The sequence below is a fragment of the Ferrovibrio sp. MS7 genome (assembly GCF_038404985.1).
Classification (GTDB): domain Bacteria; phylum Pseudomonadota; class Alphaproteobacteria; order Ferrovibrionales; family Ferrovibrionaceae; genus Ferrovibrio; species Ferrovibrio plantarum.
Genome location: NZ_JBBKBA010000004.1, coordinates 119,134 through 137,814, shown reverse-complemented (window position 1 = coordinate 137,814; position 18,681 = coordinate 119,134). Strand labels below are relative to the sequence as shown.

The window sequence follows — 18,681 nt, the reverse complement described above, 5'->3', positions numbered from 1 at the left end:
AGCAGAGTCGGCTTCATGGAAAGCTGGCCGCTAGTCGCAGGGGAGGCGCACATGACCCAGGCTTTGGCCCGTATCGGGCTTGGCGGCAAAATCTATTTCATCGTCCTGTTGGCCGGTTTGCTCGGCGCTACCATGACCTATATGGGCGTGGATGCCTTGCGCACCTATAATGCCAAGCTGGCACAGATCGAGCGCGAGAGCCGCCAGGCAGTGATCGCCGAGCAGGTCAACGGCCTGATCAATGCCGTGGTGATGGAATCGCGCGGCGTCTATATGTCGAATACCAATCAAGAAGCGGACCGTTACGGCAAGCTGCTGATTGAAGGCCTAAAGAAGATCGACGTGGCGATGCAGGAATGGCGCTCGTTGCTGCCGGCGCAGCTTGATGCCGACCGCAACGCCGCCTTCACCAGCGTGAAGCAGTTCATCGAATTCCGCACCGAACTGGCGCGGCTTGGCTCGCAGGAGACCCCGGCCAAGGCGCGCGAATTCGGCGACAACGAAGCTAACCGCAGCAATCGCCAGGCGCTGAACCGCGCGGTGCAGCTTCTGGCCAAGGACAATGCGGAAAATATTGGCGAATTGCGGCGCGAACTGGAACGCTACTACGATCATCACATCACGCGGCTGAGTTCTATCGGCATCGGCGGCCTTACGCTGATGCTGCTGGTTTCCTTCCTGATCGCGCGCAGTGGCATCGTCAAGCCGCTGAATGGCCTGTCTGACTCGATGGCGAAGCTGGCACGTGACGAGGAGTCAATGGTGCCTGGCGTTGACCGGGGCGACGAGATCGGCGTGATGGCGCGCAATGTCGAAGTGTTCAAGCGCAACGCCGAGGAGAAGAAGCGGCTGGAAGCGGAGAATGCCGAGCAGGCACGCAACAGCAAGGCCCGGCGCAAGGAGCGGGAGGCGCAGGAGGCGGCGGCAGCGCGCGAGATTGCCGATCTCTGCCAGCGCATCGCCAGCGGCGACTTGTCGATCCAATTGGATGAAAGCGGCAAGGAGGGGTTTCAACTTACCCTGACGCAGCAGCTCAATGGCCTGTCCTCCACCCTGCGCGAGGTGACCGGCGAACTTGCCCATGTGCTCGGCGGCATGGCACAGGGCGATCTCGGGCGCTCCATCGTCACGGAATATCGTGGCGTCTTTGGCGAGTTGCGGCGCAATGTCAATGCCACGGCGGCAAAGCTGCGCGAGGTCGCCGGGCGCCTGAGCGGCACGGCGCAGGCGGTGCAGAGTGCCAGCGCCGAGATTTCCACTGGCAGCCAGGATCTTGCCAGCCGTACCGAGGCACAGGCGGCCAGCATCGAGCAGACCGCAGCCTCGATGCAGGAAATCACCACCACGGTGAAGCTGAATGCCGACAATGCCGCTGCTGCCGACCAGCTCAGCCAGGCAGCCCGCGAAGCCGCCGCCAAGGGCGGCAACGTGGTGCAGGATGCGGTGACGGCGATGAGCGGCATCGAGGAAAGCGCGCGGCGGATTTCCGATATCGTGGCGCTGATCGACGAGATTGCCTTCCAGACCAACCTGTTGGCCTTGAATGCGTCCGTGGAAGCGGCGCGGGCGGGTGAGGCAGGCAAGGGGTTCGCCGTGGTGGCGCAGGAGGTGCGGGCGCTGGCACAGCGTTCCGCCAATGCCTCGAAGGATATCAAGGCGCTGATCAGCACCTCGAATGGCCAGGTGCGCCAGGGTGTCGCGCTGGTCAACCAGGCCGGCGGCACGCTGGTCGATATCGTCGCCTCGATCAAGAAGGTGTCGGATATCGTCGCAGAGATCGCGGCGGCGAGCCGCGAGCAGGCCACCGGACTCGAGCAGGTCAACACGGCGGTAGGCCATATGGACGAGATGACGCAGCGCAATGCCGCCCTGGTAGAGCAGACCACGGCGGCGGCGCAGTCACTTAACAGCCAGGCGCAAGACCTTGCCGGCGTCGTGGCGTTCTTCCGCGTCTGAAGCCTGAATAAAAAGAGCCCCGCCATTGCTGGCGGGGCTTTAGGTGAGAGAGAGGTACTAACGCGAATGCGTTATTCCCCCAGGAAACCGCTTGCGCGGATCTCGATCAGCACTTGGTGTCGTTGAACAGCGATACCGGGCGCTGGGCGCCGTAATTGGCGGAAAGTGAAGTGGAGCGGCCGTTGCGGGAATAGCCGTTGCCGAGCTGCTCCATCTTGGTGGCGCCACGGATGATGGCGTTGAGGAAGCGCTGGTGACCATCGCGGGCGCCGCGCACGGCGATTTCGTTGTTGCGGGCAATCTCGCGCAGTTCTTCCAGCAGATCGGCCAGCACCATGCGCTCCTCGCGCGGTGCGTCCTTCAGCGTGTCGAGATGCTCCATCATCACCTTCTGCTTTTCCTTGAACAGGCTGGAGATGATGCGCTTGCGCTCGCCGAGCGGACCCAGCGCGGCATAGTCATGACGATCGATGGCGGCGATTTCCTCCTGCATCAGGCCCTTGAGCTGGCCGCCGAGTTCGTAAAGTTCCTTCGGGGTCGGCGGGATGGCGCCGGCGCCGGTGTTATCACGTGGCCGGCCCGGTTCGGGCGGCTGGTTGCTGGCGGGGCGCTGCAGGCGCCGCGCCAGTGCCGGCGGCAAACCTTGCCGCTGCTGTTGCTGCAGTTGCGGTTGCATCACTTGGCCTCCTGAAGCTGGAGCATCTGGCGATAGACCATGTCGGCGATGCCGATGCCGCGGCTCTGCGCCATCGACTTGCCGTATTCCTGATTGAGGAAGCTGCGCCAGGTGCCTTCCGCCTGGCCGCCGCCGAAGGGACCGTCGGTCTTGATGCCGGTCGACATGAACTCGAACATCTGGCCGAGGAAGTAGGATTCGAACTCCTGTGCGGTCTTGCGCATTGAGGCTTCGCTCTGCGGGCCAGCGGCCATGAACTTGCCGCCAGCATCGTTGCTCGCGCGCTGGGCGCGGGCCTGTTCGACCGCGTAATTGTTGACGATGGGGGAGGCGACCTGGGCGTTGATCATGGCGGGCCTCACATCACCTGGATTTCGGCTTGCAAGGCGCCAGCAGCCTTGATCGCCTGCAGGATGGTGATCATGTCGCGCGGGCCGACGCCCAGCGCATTAAGGCCATCCACCAGCTCGCGCAGCGACACGCCGCGCTGCATCACTGCCAGGCGGCGATCCACCTGTTCGTCGATCTGGATATCGGTGCGCGGCACCACCACGGTCTGCGCGCCGCCGCCGACCTGGCCCGGCACGGTGGGCGTGCCAGTGCCCGGCACGGCCTGGGTCACGGGATCGAACACCACATTGCCCTGGGCATCGCGCACCGGCTGACCATCCGGGCCGATGCGCGGCACCTGCACGGTGCCGGTGGCGGCGGAGGTGCCGGCAATGCCCGGCACGGCAACACCGCCCGGCGCAAATGGGTTCGGCTGCGATACCTGCGGCGTCTCGGTAACGCGGATGGTGAGCTGGCCCTGGGCGATGGCAACAGTGTCGATACGCACATTCGGGCCCATCACGATGGTGCCGGAGCGTTCGTCGATCACCACGCGGGCAACTTGGTCGGTCTCGACCTGCAACTGTTCGATCTCGGTCATGAAACCGATCAGGTCGGCACGCCAGCGCTGCGGCACGTCGATATGCACCGTGGTCGGGTCCAGCGCGCGAGCGGTCGGTACGCCGGCCAGGGTCGACACCGCCTGGCTGATGCGCCGCGCGGTGGTGAGATCGGGATTCTTCAGCGCCAGGCGCAGCACCGGCAGCGAGGCGAGTTCAAAGCCGACCTCGCGCTCGACGATCGCACCGTTGGCGATGCGGCCGGCGGTGGGCACGCCACGGGTGATCTGGGCGGCGGCGCCCTGGGCCTTGAAGCCGCTGACCGCGACGGCGCCCTGGCCGACGGCATAGACCTCGCCATCAGCGCCGAGTAGCGGCGTCACCATCAGGGTGCCGCCCTGCAGGCTCTTGGCGTCGCCAAGCGTGGAGACGGTGACGTCGATGCGGCTGCCATGGCGGGCGAAGGGGGGGAGCGTGGCGGTGACCATCACCGCGGCGATATTCTTGGTGGTGAAGTTGCCGGCGTCGCGGATGTTGACGCCCAGGCGTTCCAGCATGGCCTGCAGGCTCTGCTTGGTGAAGGGGGCGTTGGTCAGGCTGTCGCCGGTGCCGTCCAGGCCGACCACCAGGCCGTAGCCGATCAGCATGTTTTCGCGGATACCCTCGAAGTCGGCTACGTCCTTGATACGGGAACCGGCCAGGGCGGGGCCCGGCTGTGCCGCCAGGATCGCGCAGGCAGCCACGAGGCTGACCGCCAGTTTGGCGGCCTTGCGGCGGAAGCGGTTGGAAGCAGTGCGGATCATGGTGGTCGCTCTCTCTGGTCGTTTGACCGATCCGCCGGCAATTCTTGCCAACGCCCGGTCTTGGGCAATATGGATGCGAGTATCGTGCCAACGCGGAGTGCATTGATTTTATTGAGAAAATAATGGTTAAGCGGCTGCCGGGCGGCAAAATTTGCCGACTTTACCGGGTGGAATTTCTCGGGCACCATGCGGCGCATGAGCATTAACAAGATCGGCGGCCCCGGCGGCGTTCAGCCCGGCGCACCCAAGCGTGCCGGCGGCACCGGTTCGGCCGGTGGCGCCAGCTTTTCCAGCTACTTAAAAGGCCCGGAAACCGCCACCAGCGGCGTCACCGGGGCGGCCCCGATGGCTGCGCTGGATGCCACCCTGATGCTGCAGGCGGTGGATGCCGATGCCCACAAGCAGGAACGCCGCCGCGCTGCCCGGCGCGGTTCCGGTCTGCTCGACAAGCTGGAGGATATCCAGGAGGGCCTGCTGATGGGCCGCATCCCGCTGGACCGGTTGCAGGGCCTGGCCCAGATGCTGCGCCAGGAGCGCATGATGGTGGCGGACCCGCAATTGGCCGAGCTGATCGGTGAAATTGAACTGCGCTGCGAAGTGGAATTGGCCAAGCTCGGCTACTAGCCCCGCCGCCGGCCTGCCCGCTAGGGCCGCCAGACACAGGGTCAACCCCTGAACTTCACAATTATTTCACGATTTCAATGGGTTCCGAGAGCAATCTCCGTGCTTGCTCCGGCCCCGGTCGATTCATATACTCCCGCCGCCGTTGCCAGCCCCCCAGTATCAAACGAGTCGTGTTTCCGGGGGCGGGGCAGGGTTTTGGAGGTTCTCGCATGGGTATCCAGTTGAAGCCGAATTACCGTCCCACCGAGTCCGAAGCATTTATGAATCCCAAGATGCGGGAGTATTTCCGCCGCAAGCTGCAGGCCTGGAAGGACGACATCCTGCGGGAGTCGAACCAGACGCTGCAGCACTTGCAGGAAGACACCAGCCAGGAACCGGATATCGCCGATCGTGCCTCGGTGGAAACCGACCGCGCACTGGAACTGCGCACCCGCGACCGCCAACGCAAGCTGATCTCCAAGATCGATGCAGCGATGAAGCGGATTGACGACAACACCTATGGCTATTGCGAGGAAACCGGCGAGCCGATTTCGCTGAAGCGCCTCGAAGCCCGCCCGATCGCCACGCTCTCCATCGAGGCGCAGGAACGCCATGAGCGCCGCGAGCGGACGCATCGCGACGATATCTGATCTAATGATCTAATCGCTCGCATCTGCGAGACAATAAAAAAGGCCGGTCATTCTGACCGGCCTTTTTGTTTTCTTCCGTCTTCGGATCAGAAGGGGAAGAGCACGTCGTAGATCTGCTGGCCGTAGCGCGCCTGCTGCACGTTGGTGAGCTGGCCGCGGCCACCATAGGCGATGCGAGCTTCAGCCATCTGGGTGTGGCTCACCGTGTTGGTGGCGGTGATGTCTTCCGGCCGCACGATGCCCTGGATCATCAATTCGCGCACTTCATTGTTGACGCGGATTTCCTGGCGGCCCTGTACCACCAGATTGCCGTTCGGCAGCACCTGGGTGACGAGGCCGGCGACGCGCAGCGTAATCTGTTCCTGGCGCTGCACCTGACCCTGACCGGTGACCGAGGAGGTGGAACCGAGATTGGCCGCCGCCGAAGGATTGATATTCTTGAAAATCTTGTTCAGCGTCGAGGCCGTGCCGGCGCCCGTGGTCACGCCGCCAGCACCATCGGAAGCCGATTCCAGGCCCAGCAGGTTGGTGATGTTGGCTTCTTCGCTGCTCTCGCGTGAGGTGGTGGTGTTGTTCTGCAGCGAGGCGCGTTCCTGGATGTCGATGTTTACCGTCAGGATGTCGCCGACCTTGGCGGCACGGTGATCCTTGAAGAACTGCCGCGAGCCCGGGCGCCACAGCGAGTTGGCGGAGCGCGCTGACACTTCCGGCGACGGCATCGGCAGGCTCACCGGGCGGTAATCCTTCTGCTCGGTGGGATTGTCGATCTTGCTCAGGGCTGGCGGCTTGCCGATCTCGGTCAGGCGGCCGACATCGCAGGCGGCAAGGCTCATGGCAACGCCGGCCAGCATGATGACGCGGGGGGCGATAAGGCGGAAGCTGTTGCTGAAGCGGGTCATGGCTGGGTCTCTCTCTGTGATGCTTTGTTATTATCAGTTGCTGGCGATCAGGCGCGGCGCGGTCACCACCTGCACCACGTTGCTGCCGGTAACCGTCGCCTGGATGGTCTTCTTGCTCTGCAGGTTCATCACCTGGATCACATCGCCGATGGCGCCGCCTTCCAGCGCGCGGCCGGTGGTGGTGATGGTCATGCCGGGGACCTGCGCCACCATGGTGATCAGGCTGTTCTTGGTCACCTGTTCAAGGCGGCCGACATCGTTGCTGCGGATCGGCTGGCCGACATTCAGCGCCCGCTTCGGGGTCATGCCAACCAGATCGTCCATGCGGTCGATATAGGCCGAGGTATAGCGGCCCATCGGCACCTGGCGCCATTCCAGCGCATCGGTGGTGATCACTTCGCCCGGCGCGATGCGGGTACGCAGCACCGGCATGGCTTCCACCGCGTTGGCGCGGCCGGAAATGCGCAGGAATTCGCTGGTGCCGCTGGCCGCCACCGTGCCGGTAAAGCGGCCGGAGCGGTCGTCGTAGGTGAAGCTGTCGATGCGCCATTCGGCGCTGGCCGGCATGGTCAGGCCGTTGTCGTTGCCGTGGAAAGCCACTTCCACCGGGCGACCGCCATTGCGCTGCTGGATCATGTTCACCACGCGGCGGGCCACTTCGCGCTCCGAAACGTAGCGCGTCGCGGCAGCCTTCGCGGCGGCAACCGGCGCAGCCGAAGCAATCTGCTGCTGCGCGTGTGCCTGCTGGCTGAGCGCCACGCCGATGGCGAAGGCGCCGGCGGCGGCGATGAGAAGAAGAGCGGTGCGGGCCATGGCGGGTCTCCTGGTCTGGCTCTGGATCAGCGCAGGCGGGTGGTGGTCTGCAGCATTTCGTCGGAGGTGGTGATCACCTTCGAGTTCATGTCGTAGGCACGCTGGGCAGTGATCAGGTTGGTGATTTCCTGCACCGGGTTGACGTTCGAGGTTTCCAGGTAGCCCTGGCGCAGTGTGCCGAGGCCCTGGGTGTTCGGGTTGCCGACCTGCGGCTGGCCCGAGGCCGGGGTTTCGAGGAACAGGTTGTCGCCCACCGCTTCCAGGCCAGCTTCGTTGACGAAGTTGGCGAGCTGGATCTGGCCGAGCTGCTGCGGCGCGGTCTGGCCGGTGATGCGGGCCTCGACGATGCCAGTGTTGTCGACGCTCACCGCCAGCGTGCCCTGCGGCACGGTGATGTTCGGGTTGATCAGGTAGCCATCGGCGGTCACCACCTGGCCCTGCGCATTGACCTGGAAGGAGCCGGCGCGGGTATAGGCGGTTTCGCCCGATGGCAGGGTGATCTGGAAGAAGCCCTTGCCGTTGATGGCGATGTCGTAGGGATTGCCGGTCGAGGTCAGGTTGCCCTGCTCGTGGATACGGTAGACACCGGCGGCGCGCACACCGACACCGATCTGGATGCCCGAGGGCACGATGGTATTGGCGTCCGACGACGTGGCGCCGGGGCGGCGCTGGTTCTGATAGAGCAGATCCTGGAACTCCGCGCGCTGGCGCTTGAAGCCCGTGGTGTTCATGTTGGCAATGTTGTTCGAGATGACTTCAACATTGAGCTGCTGGGCCATCATGCCGGTGGCGCCGGTGCTGAGCGAACGCATGGCTCTCTCCTCTTCCTTAAATTCCGTTAGCCGGTAACGCGGCCAAGCCGCTCGACCGCGCGGCGCATGCGGTCATGCTCGCCGTCGATCAGGTTCTGGGTGTTCTGGTAGTAGCGCAGCAGGTCGATCATGTTGGTCATCTCGATGATCGGCTCTATATTCGAGCCTTCCAGCATGCCCTGCGCGATGGTGGAGGAGGCGGGTGCCACCTCCGGCTCAAGGTCGGTGGCGAACATGCCCTGTGCGGTCTTGCGCAGGCCCTGCTCGTTCTCGAAGGTCACCAGGTCAATCTTGCCGAGCTGATTGGGGCCCACGGTGATGGTGCCATCGGCGGCAATGGCCGGCGGGTTGTTTTCATTCGGCGGGAACACGATCTCGCGGCCGCGGTTGTCGAGCACCGGATGGCCGCCGGCGGTGACCAGGCGGCGGTCTTCATCGAGGCGGAGATGGCCGTCGCGGGTGTAGCGGCGGCCCTGCGGGGTGTCGATGCTGAGATAGCCCGGGCCGGTGATGGCGAGGTCGAAGGGGTTGCCGGTGTTGTTCAGCTTGCCGGTGGCGAAATTGCGCAGCACGCCGGTATCGGTGACGAAGCTGAAGCGGTTCTGGCGGGTATCCAGGTTGGTATTGCCACGGCTCAGGTATTCCTCGAACATCACCCGCTCGCCCTTGTAGGCGTTGGAATTCATGTTCGCCAGGTTGTTGGCGAGCACGTCCATCTGCCGCCGCATGGCGGACATCTTGGAAAGGGCGATGTAGCTCGTATTCTCCATGACGGGGCTCGCTTCATCCTGGGGTCGGCTCGGGGCCGGGGTCGCAAAAGGAATTGCAGGCTCCGTGCCAACTGGCTAAAATATTGAATAATAAAGAAAAAACTTCGGAAAACGGGGCCGGAGGCAAAAACCGCCGGGCGGCTGAAACGGCCTACCCGGCAAAATCTGCCCAGTGATGACGGTTCGTTAACACTTGCGGCGTATCCATGCGGTGATTGGTAGAGAAGGTCTGCAATGGCTGACGAAACTGAAGGTGAAGGCGGCGAGGGCGGCGAAGCCGGGGGCAAAAAGAAGCTCTCTGGCAAGCGTATGATCGTGTTCGTGGTGGTGCCGCTGCTGCTGGTGCTGCTGCTGGGCGGTGGCGCGGCGGCTTACTTCCTCGGCGTGTTCGGTGGTGCCAAGAAGGAAGAAGAGGCCAAGCCGGAGCCGCCGAAAGTGACGGTTTTCCACGATTTGCCTGACATTCTGGTCAACCTGAATGCCACCGGCCGGCAGGCCAGCTATCTGAAGCTGAAGGTGGCGCTGGAACACCAGGAACCGCTGTCGACGCCGAAGCTGAACGAGCTGATGCCGCGCGTGATCGACAATTTCCAGGTCTACCTGCGCGAATTGCGCCCGGATGACCTGGTCGGTTCCGCCGGCCTCTACCGGCTGAAGGAAGAGTTGCTGGTTCGCGTCAACCAGGCGGTGGCGCCGATCAAGATCAATGATGTGCTGTTCAAGGAAATGCTGATCCAGTAGCGGCGCTGCTGAATCGGAGTGACAGGAACGGATCATGGCGGATACAGGCGAAGATGGCGGTGGATGGGCGGGCGGCGCTGGCGGCGGCGATGCCGGCGGCGGTTCCACGCGCATCCTGAATCAGGATGAAATCGATAGCCTGCTTGGCTTCGATGCATCCGTAGAAGACGATTCCGATAAAGCCGGCATCCGCGCGATCATCAATTCCGCGCTGGTTTCCTATGAACGCCTGCCGATGCTCGAGGTGGTGTTCGACCGCCTCGTGCGCCTGATGACCACGTCTTTGCGCAACTTCACGTCCGATAACGTCGAAGTCTCGCTCGATAACATCACCTCGATCCGCTTCGGCGACTACCTGAACTCGATCCCGCTGCCCGCCATCCTGTCCGTGTTCCGCGCGGTGGAGTGGGATAACTACGGCCTGCTCACCGTCGACTCGTCGCTGATCTACTCCATCGTCGACGTGCTGCTCGGTGGCCGCCGCGGCACGGCGGCAATGCGTATTGAAGGCCGCCCCTACACCACGATCGAGCGCAACCTGGTCGAGCGCATGGTCAACGTGGTGCTCGACGACATGCGCGCCGCCTTCGAGCCGCTGGCGCCGGTCAACTTCTCCTACGACCGCATCGAGACCAATCCGCGTTTCGCCACCATCGCGCGTCCTGCCAATGCCGCCATTCTCGCCCGCCTGCGCGTCGACATGGAAGATCGCGGCGGTCGCCTGGAACTGCTGCTGCCCTACGCCACCCTGGAACCGGTGCGCGAACTGCTGCTGCAGATGTTCATGGGCGAAAAGTTCGGCCGTGACTCGATCTGGGAAAACCACTTGGCGACGGAACTCTGGTCGACTGACGTGGAAATTGAAGCGGTTCTCGATGAACAGGTGATGACGCTGGGCCAGGTGATGAATCTGGAAGTCGGCAAGACCATCATGTTCAATGCCGCGCCGGAATCGATTATCATGATGCGCTGCGGCGGCGTGCCGATGGTTGAAGGCCGCATGGGCCGCATGGGCAACAATATCGCCATCAAGGTGGATCGCGCGCTGAAGCGTCCGCCGGTGATCGTGGAGGGCATCTGATGAACCTGATGCTGGCCGTTGAGATTGTCGTCGTGGTGCTGCTGATCGGCACGTTCGGCATGTGCCTGGTGTTGAATCGCCGGCTGGGCAATCTGCGCGCCAACCAGGATGAGATGCGTCGCCTGATCGGTGAATTCGACAAGGCGCTGAACCGCGCGCGCCAGGGTGTCGCCGAGTTGAAATCCGCCTCCGCCGCTGCCGATGGCGCGCATGAAGAGCGGATGAAGCAGGCCAAGACGATCCGCGAGGAGCTTGGCTTCATGATCGAGACCGCCGACCGCCTGGCCGATCGCCTGGCCGGCGAAGCCGCCGGCAACCGCCAGTCCAAGGCCGAACAGACCCCGACGCCGGAAAGGCCGCAGCCGCCGGCCCGCGCTGCCAATGTCGCCGCCGCCGCCGTGGCCGCTGCCGCTGCTGCCGGCGCGCAATTCCCGGCCCGCCGCCCGGCGCCGCCGGCACCGGCCAGTGCCACCAATGGCGCCGCCAATTTCAAGGTTGAACCGCGCTCGGAAGCCGAACGTGAATTGTTGCTGGCACTGAGGCAGGCGCGCTGATCATGGCTGATCGTTTCGAGGACAATCCGCGTCGTCATCGCCAGGGTATTCCGCCGGCCGCTGCCGCTGCCTATGCCGCCGTTGGCCGCTCGGCACCGAAGCCCGCGCCCGCGGTGGCGCTCGCCGCGCCGGTTCAGAATAGCAGTGTTCGCCCGGTATCCCGCGCGCTGACCAGCCGGGTGCGGCTGTTGCCGCTCACCATTCTCGCCGTCGCGCTGCTGCTCGGCCTCAAGGTCGGCTCGCTGTGGCAGGGCAGGGATGCCCTGTTCGTCCCGGCGGCTGTCGCCCAAGCGCAGCAGCAGGCACCGGCGCAAGGTCAGGCCCAAGGTCAGACTCAGGGTCAGGCCCAGGGCCAGGGACAGCAGCGTCCCGCCGGCGGCGCCGCTGCCGCACCGGCTGGCGGTGCTGCGGCACAGAATTCCGGCGTGGCTTCGCTGGCCGACCGCGACCCCACCACCTTCACCCGCGCCGAGATCGAACTGCTGGGCAACCTGGCGCAGCGCCGCGAACAGCTAGAGCAGCGTTCGCGTGAGCTGGATCTGCGCGAAAGCCTGCTGGCGGCGGCCGAGAAGCGGATCGACGAACGCATCGCCGAGCTGAAGAAGCTGGAAGCCAGCATCAAGCAGGCGGTGCAGAGCACCGACAAGCAGGAAGACGAGAACCTGCGTGGTCTGGTGAAGATCTACGAGACCATGAAGCCGGAAGAGGCGGCGCGCATCTTTGCCGAGCTTGACGCCAATGTGCTGCTCAATGTCATCGAGCGCATGAAGGAGGCCAAGGTGGCCGCCGTCATGGCCAAGATGGAGCCGGCAATGGCGCAGAGCCTGACCGTGCGCATGGCTACCCGGAAGCAACTGCCGGCCAATCTGCGGGCCGCGGCCAACGACCAGCCGGCAGCCGGCCAGGCTCGCCCGGCCCAGGCCCCGGCGGCCCAGGCTCCGGCAGCGAATCCGGCACAACGTCCGGGTGGTTGAGCCAGTGAGCCGGGTTCCCCGGTCGGCCCCGCGTTTCAACCCCGGTTGTTAACCTTTTCTTAGGACCCGGGCGACTATCCTGGTTGTAGCATTTACCGTCCGTGGTAATATTGTTGCCGGCACGCGGCGCCCCAGAATGGTGGGTGCGGCAGGCAACGCGGACACAGGACCTTCGGACACCGCAGGAGGCGGGCTGAAATGGTTACCTCGATTGATATCCCCTCATCATCCAGCACCGGCATGTCGCCGTTCGTGCTGTATCGCCGTCTGCAGCAGACGGCAGAGCAGAATGCCGGCTCGGCCAAGCAATCCTCCACCCAGGATGCGCTGGCCAAGCAGCTGATGGATATCAAGAACACCCAGATCCGCATCCGCAATGTGCAGATCAAGGCCGACAACGCATTGGCGGTTTCCGATGCCGCCTATGTGCAGAACCGGATGAACAGCGCCACCACGGTGAATGAGCTGGTCAATGATGACCGTGTGCTGCGGGTGTTGGCCCGTGCCTTTGGCGTTACCGATCTCTATAGCTTCAACAAGCAGCGCCTCAAGGATGTGCTGCTGAGCGATCTGAACGATCCGAATTCGGTGGCACGCCGTGGCACCACCAAGGAACTGGAGCTGGCGCGCAAGTTCGATCTCGGCGCCACCGGCGCGCTCGCGGATACCAACGGCAATGCCATCACCATCGATGTCAACGGCAAGGTGCGCAACGATGGCACCGGCTCGCCGCTTGAGCCCGGCCTCGCCAAGATCAAGAATCTGGTGATCAACAATTCCGGCCAGGTGGCGCTGAACACCGATGGCAGCGTGCTGACCAGCGGCAACCTGCCCAATGCCGTTGCCAACGCCTATACCAAGGCCGTGACCAAGACGCCGGAAAAGGAACTGACCCTGCCGGCCAATAACACCAGCAAGGTTTATGAATTCGACAGCCCGGAATTCCAGCGTTTCCGTGGCCGCGCCGATATCCAGCGCGAGGAAGAGTATTTCAAGGCCAATGTGAAGAACCTGAAGTCGGTGGATGATTTCTTCGCCGACAAGCGCATCATGCGCTTCGTGCTCTCGGCCTATGACCTGGAAAGCGAACTGACCAATACCGGCAAGATCCGCAAGATCCTGGAAAGCGATCTGTCCGATGTCGACTCGCTGGCCAATCGTTTCCAGGACCCGCGCTTCAAGCAATTGGCGCAGGACCTGAATTTCTTCGGTGCCAAGGTGAGCAAGCTCACCTCGCAATCGACGGTGGACAACATCGTCACCAAGTATGAGCGCGTCAAGTACGAGCAGTCGCTGGACGAGCAGGCGCCCGGTGTGCGGGCCGCCATCGAGTTCAAGCGCCGCGCCAAGGATGTGACGCAGACTGTGCAGTTGCTCGGCGATTCCGTGCTGCGCGAAGTGGTGACGGTGGCCAACAACATCCCGAAGCAGATTGCCGTGCAGGAAGTTGATGCCCAGGTCACGGCACTGGAGCGCAAGGTCGACGTGAAGAAGTTAAAGGACGCCACCGAGGTCGACAAAATGGTGATCCGCTACCTGAACAACAAGGCGGCGGAAACCTCGGGCAACAAGGGCAGCTACCTGCTGAACCTGTTCGGCTAGCCCGTCGTCTTGACCACGCGCAACGCGATTCTGAGCCAACCCATCCTGGTGATTGATGACCACCGCCCGATGTTGCGGCTGGTGGCGGCCCAGCTCGAGGGCCTCGGGTTCCAGGATGTGGAAACCGAGCAGGATCCGGCGGCGGCGCTGGCGCGGCTCAAGCGGCGGCGCTATGGGGTGATCCTTTCGGATTGGAACATGGCACCGATCAGCGGCCTGAACCTGCTGCGCAGCGTGCGCGCCGACCCCACCAATGCCGCGACGCCTTTCATCCTGGTAACCGCAGAAGTGGCGCCGGAAAACGTGCTGGCGGCCAAGGCGGCGGGGGTTTCCGGCTATATCGCCAAACCGTTCGATGCGGCCCAGCTCAAGGCCAAGCTGCAGGCTGTGCTCGGGGCCTTCTGAACCTTCTCTTAACCCCTGCGTAATAGCCTGGAATCCATGGTACATTGGGGCGAATCGGACCTCGCCGGAGCCAAGGCGGGGCGCTAACCCATGAGCGAGTGGCGGCGGAACGTGGCAGGGCACGGAGCAGCGAAGCAGAAACCGGCAGGGGCGCCATGGCGCTCGCGGCCGCTGCTGCTTGCCCTGCTGGTGTCGCCCTGGCTGGCTGGCGCATTGCTGCCCCAAACATATGCTCAGGTGCCACAGGGCAACACGCCGCCGATTGGTGCGCCGCCCGGCCCGGCGCAAGCACCAGGCTCATCTCCCGCGCCGGTTGGCACGCCACAGCGTCTGCCCCAGGCAGCACAGCCTGCAGCACAGCCGGCCGCGCAGCCGCCAGCCCAGGCTCCCGCCCAGCCGCAAGCCGCTCAGCCCCAAGCCGCTCAGGCGCAACAGGCTGGCGCGGTGCGCCTGCGCAGCGGCGAGCACCCTGACTATACCCGCCTGGTATTCGACTTCCCGCAGCGCACGGAATACAGCCTGGAGCGCGAAGGCGGCGCCACCACGCTGCGTTTCCAGTCGCCTGCCGCGATTGATCTGGGCGCACTCGCCCGTCGCCCGCCGCGCTTTGTCTCCGGCCTGTCCACGGCTGCGGAGAATGGCGGCAGCGTGGTGCGCTTCACCACCCCCGATACTTCCGGCGTGAAGCATTGGCGCGATGGCGGCAAGGTGGTGGTGGATATCGCCGCCCCGTCGCAGGCTGCGCAAGCTGCGCCCCAGGCCCCGGCGCCCCAGGCTGCCGCGCCGCGACCGCAGCAGGCGCCTGCTGCTGCGCCGGCCGCGCCAGCGCCAGTACCGGCAGCGCCGGCACAACAGCCGCCGCGCCAAGCTGCCCAGCAACAAGCGCCTGCCCAGCAGCAACCGCCCGCGCCACAGCAGGCGCAGCGTGCCCCGGCTGCTCCCCCGGCCCAAGCACCCGCCCCGGCACCGGCTCAAGCGCAGGCACCTGCCGCGCCTGCGCAAAATCCTGCCGCCATGCCGGCGCCGGTGGCCCCCACCATGCCTTTCGCGCAGCAGGCGCCGCAGCTTCCCGCTTCAGCCGGCGTGCCGGCTGCTTCGCCGGTGCTGCCGGTCGGTGTTGCCGATAGCGCCAGCCTGATGCCGCCGCGCCCGACGGGGCCGCTGAGCGGCGATCCGCTGGTGCCGGTGGTGGATTCCAGCCGCACCGGGCCGCTGCTGATCTTCCCGTTCACCCGTGCCGCCGCCGCTGCCGCCTTCATGCGCAATGGCTATCTCTGGCTGGTCTTCGACCGGGCTTCGGTGGTCGACCTGCGGCCGATCACCACGCGCGACTGGAACGGCCAGATCAGCGATATCGAGCAATTGCCGATCCCGAACATGACCGTGCTGCGCCTTGCCGTGCCGGCTGGCACCACCACGGCCTTCGCGCGGCGCAATGCCGGCTGGTCCATCGCGCTCAACACCGTGCAGCCGGACCAGGTGCGCAGCGATGCCGAGGGCGAGCAGGGGCAGGCGCAGCCCCAGGCGCCGACGCCGGGCAATAGCGGCCGGCCGCCGCCGATTGATGTGCGCCGCCTGCTCGATACCGATACCGGCGCGCGGTTGTTCTTCGCCGCCAATGATCCATCGCCGCCGCTGATCGTGCCCGATCCCGACGTTGGCGACAGCATCACCGTGGTGCCGTTTGCCGGCGCCAATGGCGGCGTGCCGGAGCGGCGCGAATTCGTCGAAGCCACCGTGCTGCCGAGTTTCCAGGGCCTGGCGCTGGAGAAGAAGGCCGAGGCGCTGGAAGTGCGGCGCTATCCGCGCGGCATCGAACTGGCGTCGTCCAATGGCTTGTCGCTGTCCGCGCCGCGCGGTGCCGATCCGCGCCGCGCCAACAGCGAGATCTTCGACTACACCGAATGGCGCAAGGCGGATGGCAAGACCATCCTCGAGCAGAAGCAGAATATGCAATACCGCGTCTCCATGGCCTCGCCGGCGCAGCGCCCGGCGGCGCGCATGCAACTGGCGCAGTTCTACTTCGCCAATGATCTGCATGCCGAGGCGCTCGGCGTGCTGGCCAAGGCGCGGCAGGATAATCCCGAGCTTGAGCGCGACAAGCGTTTCCGCGCCATGCGAGGCGTGTCCAATCTCAAGATGGGCCGCATCAACGAGGCCGCCAACGACATCGATTCCCGCGTCTTCGACGACGATCCGGACATGCTGGCCTATCGCGGCCTGCTGGCGGCGCAGCGCGATGACTGGCCCTCGGCGCGCAAGGCGTTCAGCCAGGCCGGTGCGGCGGTGTCCCGCTTCCCGCCCGATATCCGCGCGCCTTTGCGGCTGGCGATGGCGCGTGCCTGGCTTTCGGGCGGCGACCTGTCCGGCGCCGAAGCGGAAGTGAAGGCCCTGGAAAACGACACGCTGAACCGCGGCCAGCAGGCCGAGGCTTCCTATGTGCGCGGCCTCCTGGCGCAGGCGCAGAACAAGCCGGAAGATGCCATCCGGCAATTCGATTACGCGATCGCCAGCGGCGACCGCAAGGCGCGTGCTTATGCCGATTATGCCAAGATCGAATTCCTGCTGGCGCGCAAGCAGCTCAACACGCAGGAGGCCATCGACCGCCTGGATGGCCTGCGCTTCGCCTGGCGCGGCGATCCGTATGAATTCAACCTGCTGCGGCGCTTAGGGGAATTGCAGTTCGCCAGCGGCGATCTGCGTGCCGGCATCGGCACCTTCCGCCAGTTGGTGAAATACTTCCCGAAATCGGCTGACATCCCGCTGCTCACCAAGCAGATGAGCGATGAATTCGCCCGCCTGTTCCTCGATGGCGGCGCGCAATCGATGCCGCCGCTCGCGGCCCTGGCGCTGTATTACGATTACCGCGAACTCACCCCGGCTGGCCCGGAAGGCGACGAGATCATCGGCAAGCTGGCCGACCGCCTGGTCGGCGTCGACCTGCTGAACCGCGCCGCCGAATTGCTCGAACACCAGATTCAATACCGCCTGCGCGGCGAGGACCGCGCCCGCGCCGGCGCCCGCCTTGGTGTGGTCAACCTGCTCGACCGCAAGCCCGATGCAGCCTTGAAAGCCTTGCAGGGCACCGATGGTCCGAATCTGCCGGCCACGCTGGTGCAGGAGCGCCGCCTGCTGCAGGTGCGCGCCCTGGCCGATCTCGACCGTTTCTCCGAAGCCCTCAACCTGCTCGGCAACGACCAGAGCCAGGAAGCGCGCGGCCTGCGCGCCGATATCCACTGGCGGGCCAAGGATTGGGTCGCCGCCGCCCGCGTGCTGAACCAGAATCTCGGCAGCCGCTACAGCGATCCGGCGCCGCTGGCGCCCGAGGAGCGCAAGCAGGTGCTGCAGCTCGGCGTCGCGCTGTCGCTCACCAACGACATCGCCGGCCTCGAAGACCTGCGCAAGAAATACCAGGACAAGCTCGCCGGCACGCCGGACGCCGAAAGCTTCAACGTCATCGCCTCAACGATTGCACGCGGCAGCGGCGACCCGCGCGAACTCGCCGCCGCCATCGCCCAGATCGGCCAATACGAAGCCTTCATGAGCCGCTACCGTGAACGCGTGGCGAGGGGCGGGATCACGGCGATTAATTAGAGAGTGGTGAGCAAAAAAGTGGAAATGGAATAATTTGCAAAGAAAAGAACTATGCAGCCAAGAGTGGGATTGCCATCAGGCTTAGGACTAGATGTTATCGCACTAGCAGCACCACAAGCATTTCCGGGCGTCCCGATCTGGTTGTGGCAAGTTTTGTTTCTTATTGGGTTGTTTTTGATCCTTTGGAGCATAGGACAATGGGCTGTAGTTTCATTTCATTGGGATGCTTTTTTTTCACCAAGCACAAGACTGCCAATTAAAGAGCTTTACATTCTCGCTCAAAAAAGTGGTTGGGACTTTAGCCCAAAGAGTATTGAGCTTCTGGATTTATGTGAAGGCATTCGGCAGGCCGCAGCCGACGGCATAATTCCCACTTGGGGGCGACAAGACAAAAACAAAGTGTTTCCCGAAATGTCACGGCAACTTCCGTTGATCGCCATTCCGAAAGAACATTGGATCGACTACGAACTTGATCCGTTATCAGTTGAGTACTCTAAGGAAAATTTTAATGTCATTATCCTAAACCCATACACACGAACTACGTCGCACAGAGATATTCATGTTGGTGCGAGAGCGGCAAAGCTTTGGCTAAGAAGAGGCGCAAATCAGTTCAAGGGGCTGAATGCAGCGCGAGATCGGTCGAAGTGATTAGTTCTCTCCTCGCCGTAGGTAGTTTGATAAAGATCGAATAATTAACTTATAGGGACTGCCCCCCCGTTCCCACCCGAAACACTCCCGGAACATTTGCCCTGGACAGGTGTTGTCTTGAAGCGGTAAAAACTGCGGTCCGGCTGCGGGCTGCCCATTGGGGCTGCCGGCAGCGGAAAAAGCGTTGCCGTTCCGGCAGTTGCGTCCTCT

The 18,681-nt window shown here is 64.1% G+C and carries 18 protein-coding genes; 11 read left to right on the top strand and 7 right to left on the bottom strand.

Annotated features, from left to right (window positions below):
* The first annotated feature begins 51 nt into the window (after nt 1–51).
* Nucleotides 52–1,956, top strand: coding sequence for a methyl-accepting chemotaxis protein (locus V6B08_RS21280; RefSeq protein ID WP_341984759.1), 1,905 nt, complete (start codon nt 52–54; stop codon nt 1,954–1,956).
* 106 nt (nt 1,957–2,062) lie between these two features.
* Here the strand turns inward: V6B08_RS21280 and V6B08_RS21275 are convergent, their stop codons facing one another.
* Genes V6B08_RS21275 through V6B08_RS21265 form a run of 3 tightly spaced genes read right to left on the bottom strand, consistent with a single transcriptional unit; the run spans nt 2,063 to nt 4,325 of the window.
* Nucleotides 2,063–2,632, bottom strand: coding sequence for a hypothetical protein (locus V6B08_RS21275; RefSeq protein WP_341984758.1), 570 nt, complete (start codon nt 2,630–2,632; stop codon nt 2,063–2,065).
* Nucleotides 2,632–2,982 carry a rod-binding protein gene (locus tag V6B08_RS21270; RefSeq protein ID WP_341984756.1) on the bottom strand — a complete coding sequence of 117 codons (351 nt, stop codon included), beginning with the start codon at nt 2,980–2,982 and terminating at the stop codon, nt 2,632–2,634. Before V6B08_RS21270 ends, V6B08_RS21275 begins: the two co-directional genes overlap by 1 nt.
* An 8-nt stretch (nt 2,983–2,990) precedes the next feature.
* Nucleotides 2,991–4,325 (bottom strand): flagellar basal body P-ring protein FlgI, encoded by a 1,335-nt coding sequence (locus V6B08_RS21265; RefSeq protein ID WP_341984754.1) that lies wholly within the window; start codon nt 4,323–4,325, stop codon nt 2,991–2,993.
* A gap of 195 nt (nt 4,326–4,520) precedes the next feature.
* On the opposite strand from V6B08_RS21265, the gene V6B08_RS21260 reads away from it, so the two are divergent.
* Nucleotides 4,521–4,949, top strand: a complete 429-nt coding sequence (locus V6B08_RS21260) for a flagellar assembly protein FliX (protein ID WP_341984752.1) — start codon at nt 4,521–4,523, stop codon at nt 4,947–4,949.
* A 209-nt stretch (nt 4,950–5,158) separates the two neighbouring features.
* Nucleotides 5,159–5,578 carry an RNA polymerase-binding protein DksA gene (dksA, locus tag V6B08_RS21255; protein WP_341984751.1) on the top strand — a complete coding sequence of 140 codons (420 nt, stop codon included), beginning with the start codon at nt 5,159–5,161 and terminating at the stop codon, nt 5,576–5,578.
* An 86-nt stretch (nt 5,579–5,664) separates the two neighbouring features.
* On the opposite strand, the gene flgH is transcribed toward dksA, so the two are convergent.
* From flgH to flgF, 4 genes are read right to left on the bottom strand one after another with little or no spacing between them, the layout of a single operon-like run.
* Nucleotides 5,665–6,477, bottom strand: a complete 813-nt coding sequence (flgH, locus tag V6B08_RS21250) for a flagellar basal body L-ring protein FlgH (protein WP_341984750.1) — start codon at nt 6,475–6,477, stop codon at nt 5,665–5,667.
* A gap of 33 nt (nt 6,478–6,510) precedes the next feature.
* Nucleotides 6,511–7,290: a flagellar basal body P-ring formation chaperone FlgA gene (flgA, locus tag V6B08_RS21245; protein ID WP_341984748.1), complete on the bottom strand. Its 780-nt coding sequence runs from the start codon at nt 7,288–7,290 to the stop codon at nt 6,511–6,513.
* 26 nt (nt 7,291–7,316) lie between these two features.
* Nucleotides 7,317–8,102 (bottom strand): flagellar basal-body rod protein FlgG, encoded by a 786-nt coding sequence (flgG, locus tag V6B08_RS21240; protein ID WP_341984746.1) that lies wholly within the window; start codon nt 8,100–8,102, stop codon nt 7,317–7,319.
* Between the two features lie 26 nt (nt 8,103–8,128).
* Complete coding sequence (gene flgF, locus V6B08_RS21235; protein WP_341984744.1) at nt 8,129–8,872, bottom strand: flagellar basal-body rod protein FlgF; 744 nt, start codon at nt 8,870–8,872, stop codon at nt 8,129–8,131.
* 234 nt (nt 8,873–9,106) lie between these two features.
* Between flgF and V6B08_RS21230 the strand changes: the two genes are divergently transcribed.
* From V6B08_RS21230 to V6B08_RS21195, 8 genes are all read left to right on the top strand, one after another.
* Complete coding sequence (locus V6B08_RS21230; RefSeq protein ID WP_341984742.1) at nt 9,107–9,613, top strand: flagellar basal body-associated FliL family protein; 507 nt, start codon at nt 9,107–9,109, stop codon at nt 9,611–9,613.
* Nucleotides 9,614–9,647: 34 nt separating this feature from the next.
* On the top strand, nt 9,648–10,694 hold the full coding sequence (gene fliM, locus V6B08_RS21225) for a flagellar motor switch protein FliM (RefSeq protein WP_341984739.1): 1,047 nt from the start codon (nt 9,648–9,650) through the stop codon (nt 10,692–10,694).
* Nucleotides 10,694–11,248 carry a DUF6468 domain-containing protein gene (locus V6B08_RS21220; protein ID WP_341984738.1) on the top strand — a complete coding sequence of 185 codons (555 nt, stop codon included), beginning with the start codon at nt 10,694–10,696 and terminating at the stop codon, nt 11,246–11,248. The genes fliM and V6B08_RS21220 overlap by 1 nt, the downstream gene beginning before the upstream one ends.
* Before the next feature lie 2 nt (nt 11,249–11,250).
* The gene (locus V6B08_RS21215) at nt 11,251–12,222 is read left to right on the top strand and encodes a MotE family protein (protein WP_341984737.1); all 972 of its coding nucleotides are present in this window, start codon (nt 11,251–11,253) and stop codon (nt 12,220–12,222) included.
* Nucleotides 12,223–12,420: 198 nt separating this feature from the next.
* Entirely contained in the window at nt 12,421–13,824 is a 1,404-nt protein-coding gene (locus V6B08_RS21210; protein WP_341984736.1) for a DUF1217 domain-containing protein, read from the top strand.
* A gap of 9 nt (nt 13,825–13,833) precedes the next feature.
* Nucleotides 13,834–14,229, top strand: a complete 396-nt coding sequence (locus V6B08_RS21205; protein WP_341984735.1) for a response regulator — start codon at nt 13,834–13,836, stop codon at nt 14,227–14,229.
* 90 nt (nt 14,230–14,319) lie between these two features.
* Nucleotides 14,320–17,823: a tetratricopeptide repeat protein gene (locus V6B08_RS21200; RefSeq protein ID WP_341984734.1), complete on the top strand. Its 3,504-nt coding sequence runs from the start codon at nt 14,320–14,322 to the stop codon at nt 17,821–17,823.
* A 51-nt stretch (nt 17,824–17,874) separates the two neighbouring features.
* Entirely contained in the window at nt 17,875–18,471 is a 597-nt protein-coding gene (locus tag V6B08_RS21195; RefSeq protein WP_341984733.1) for a hypothetical protein, read from the top strand.
* Nucleotides 18,472–18,681: the final 210 nt, after the last annotated feature.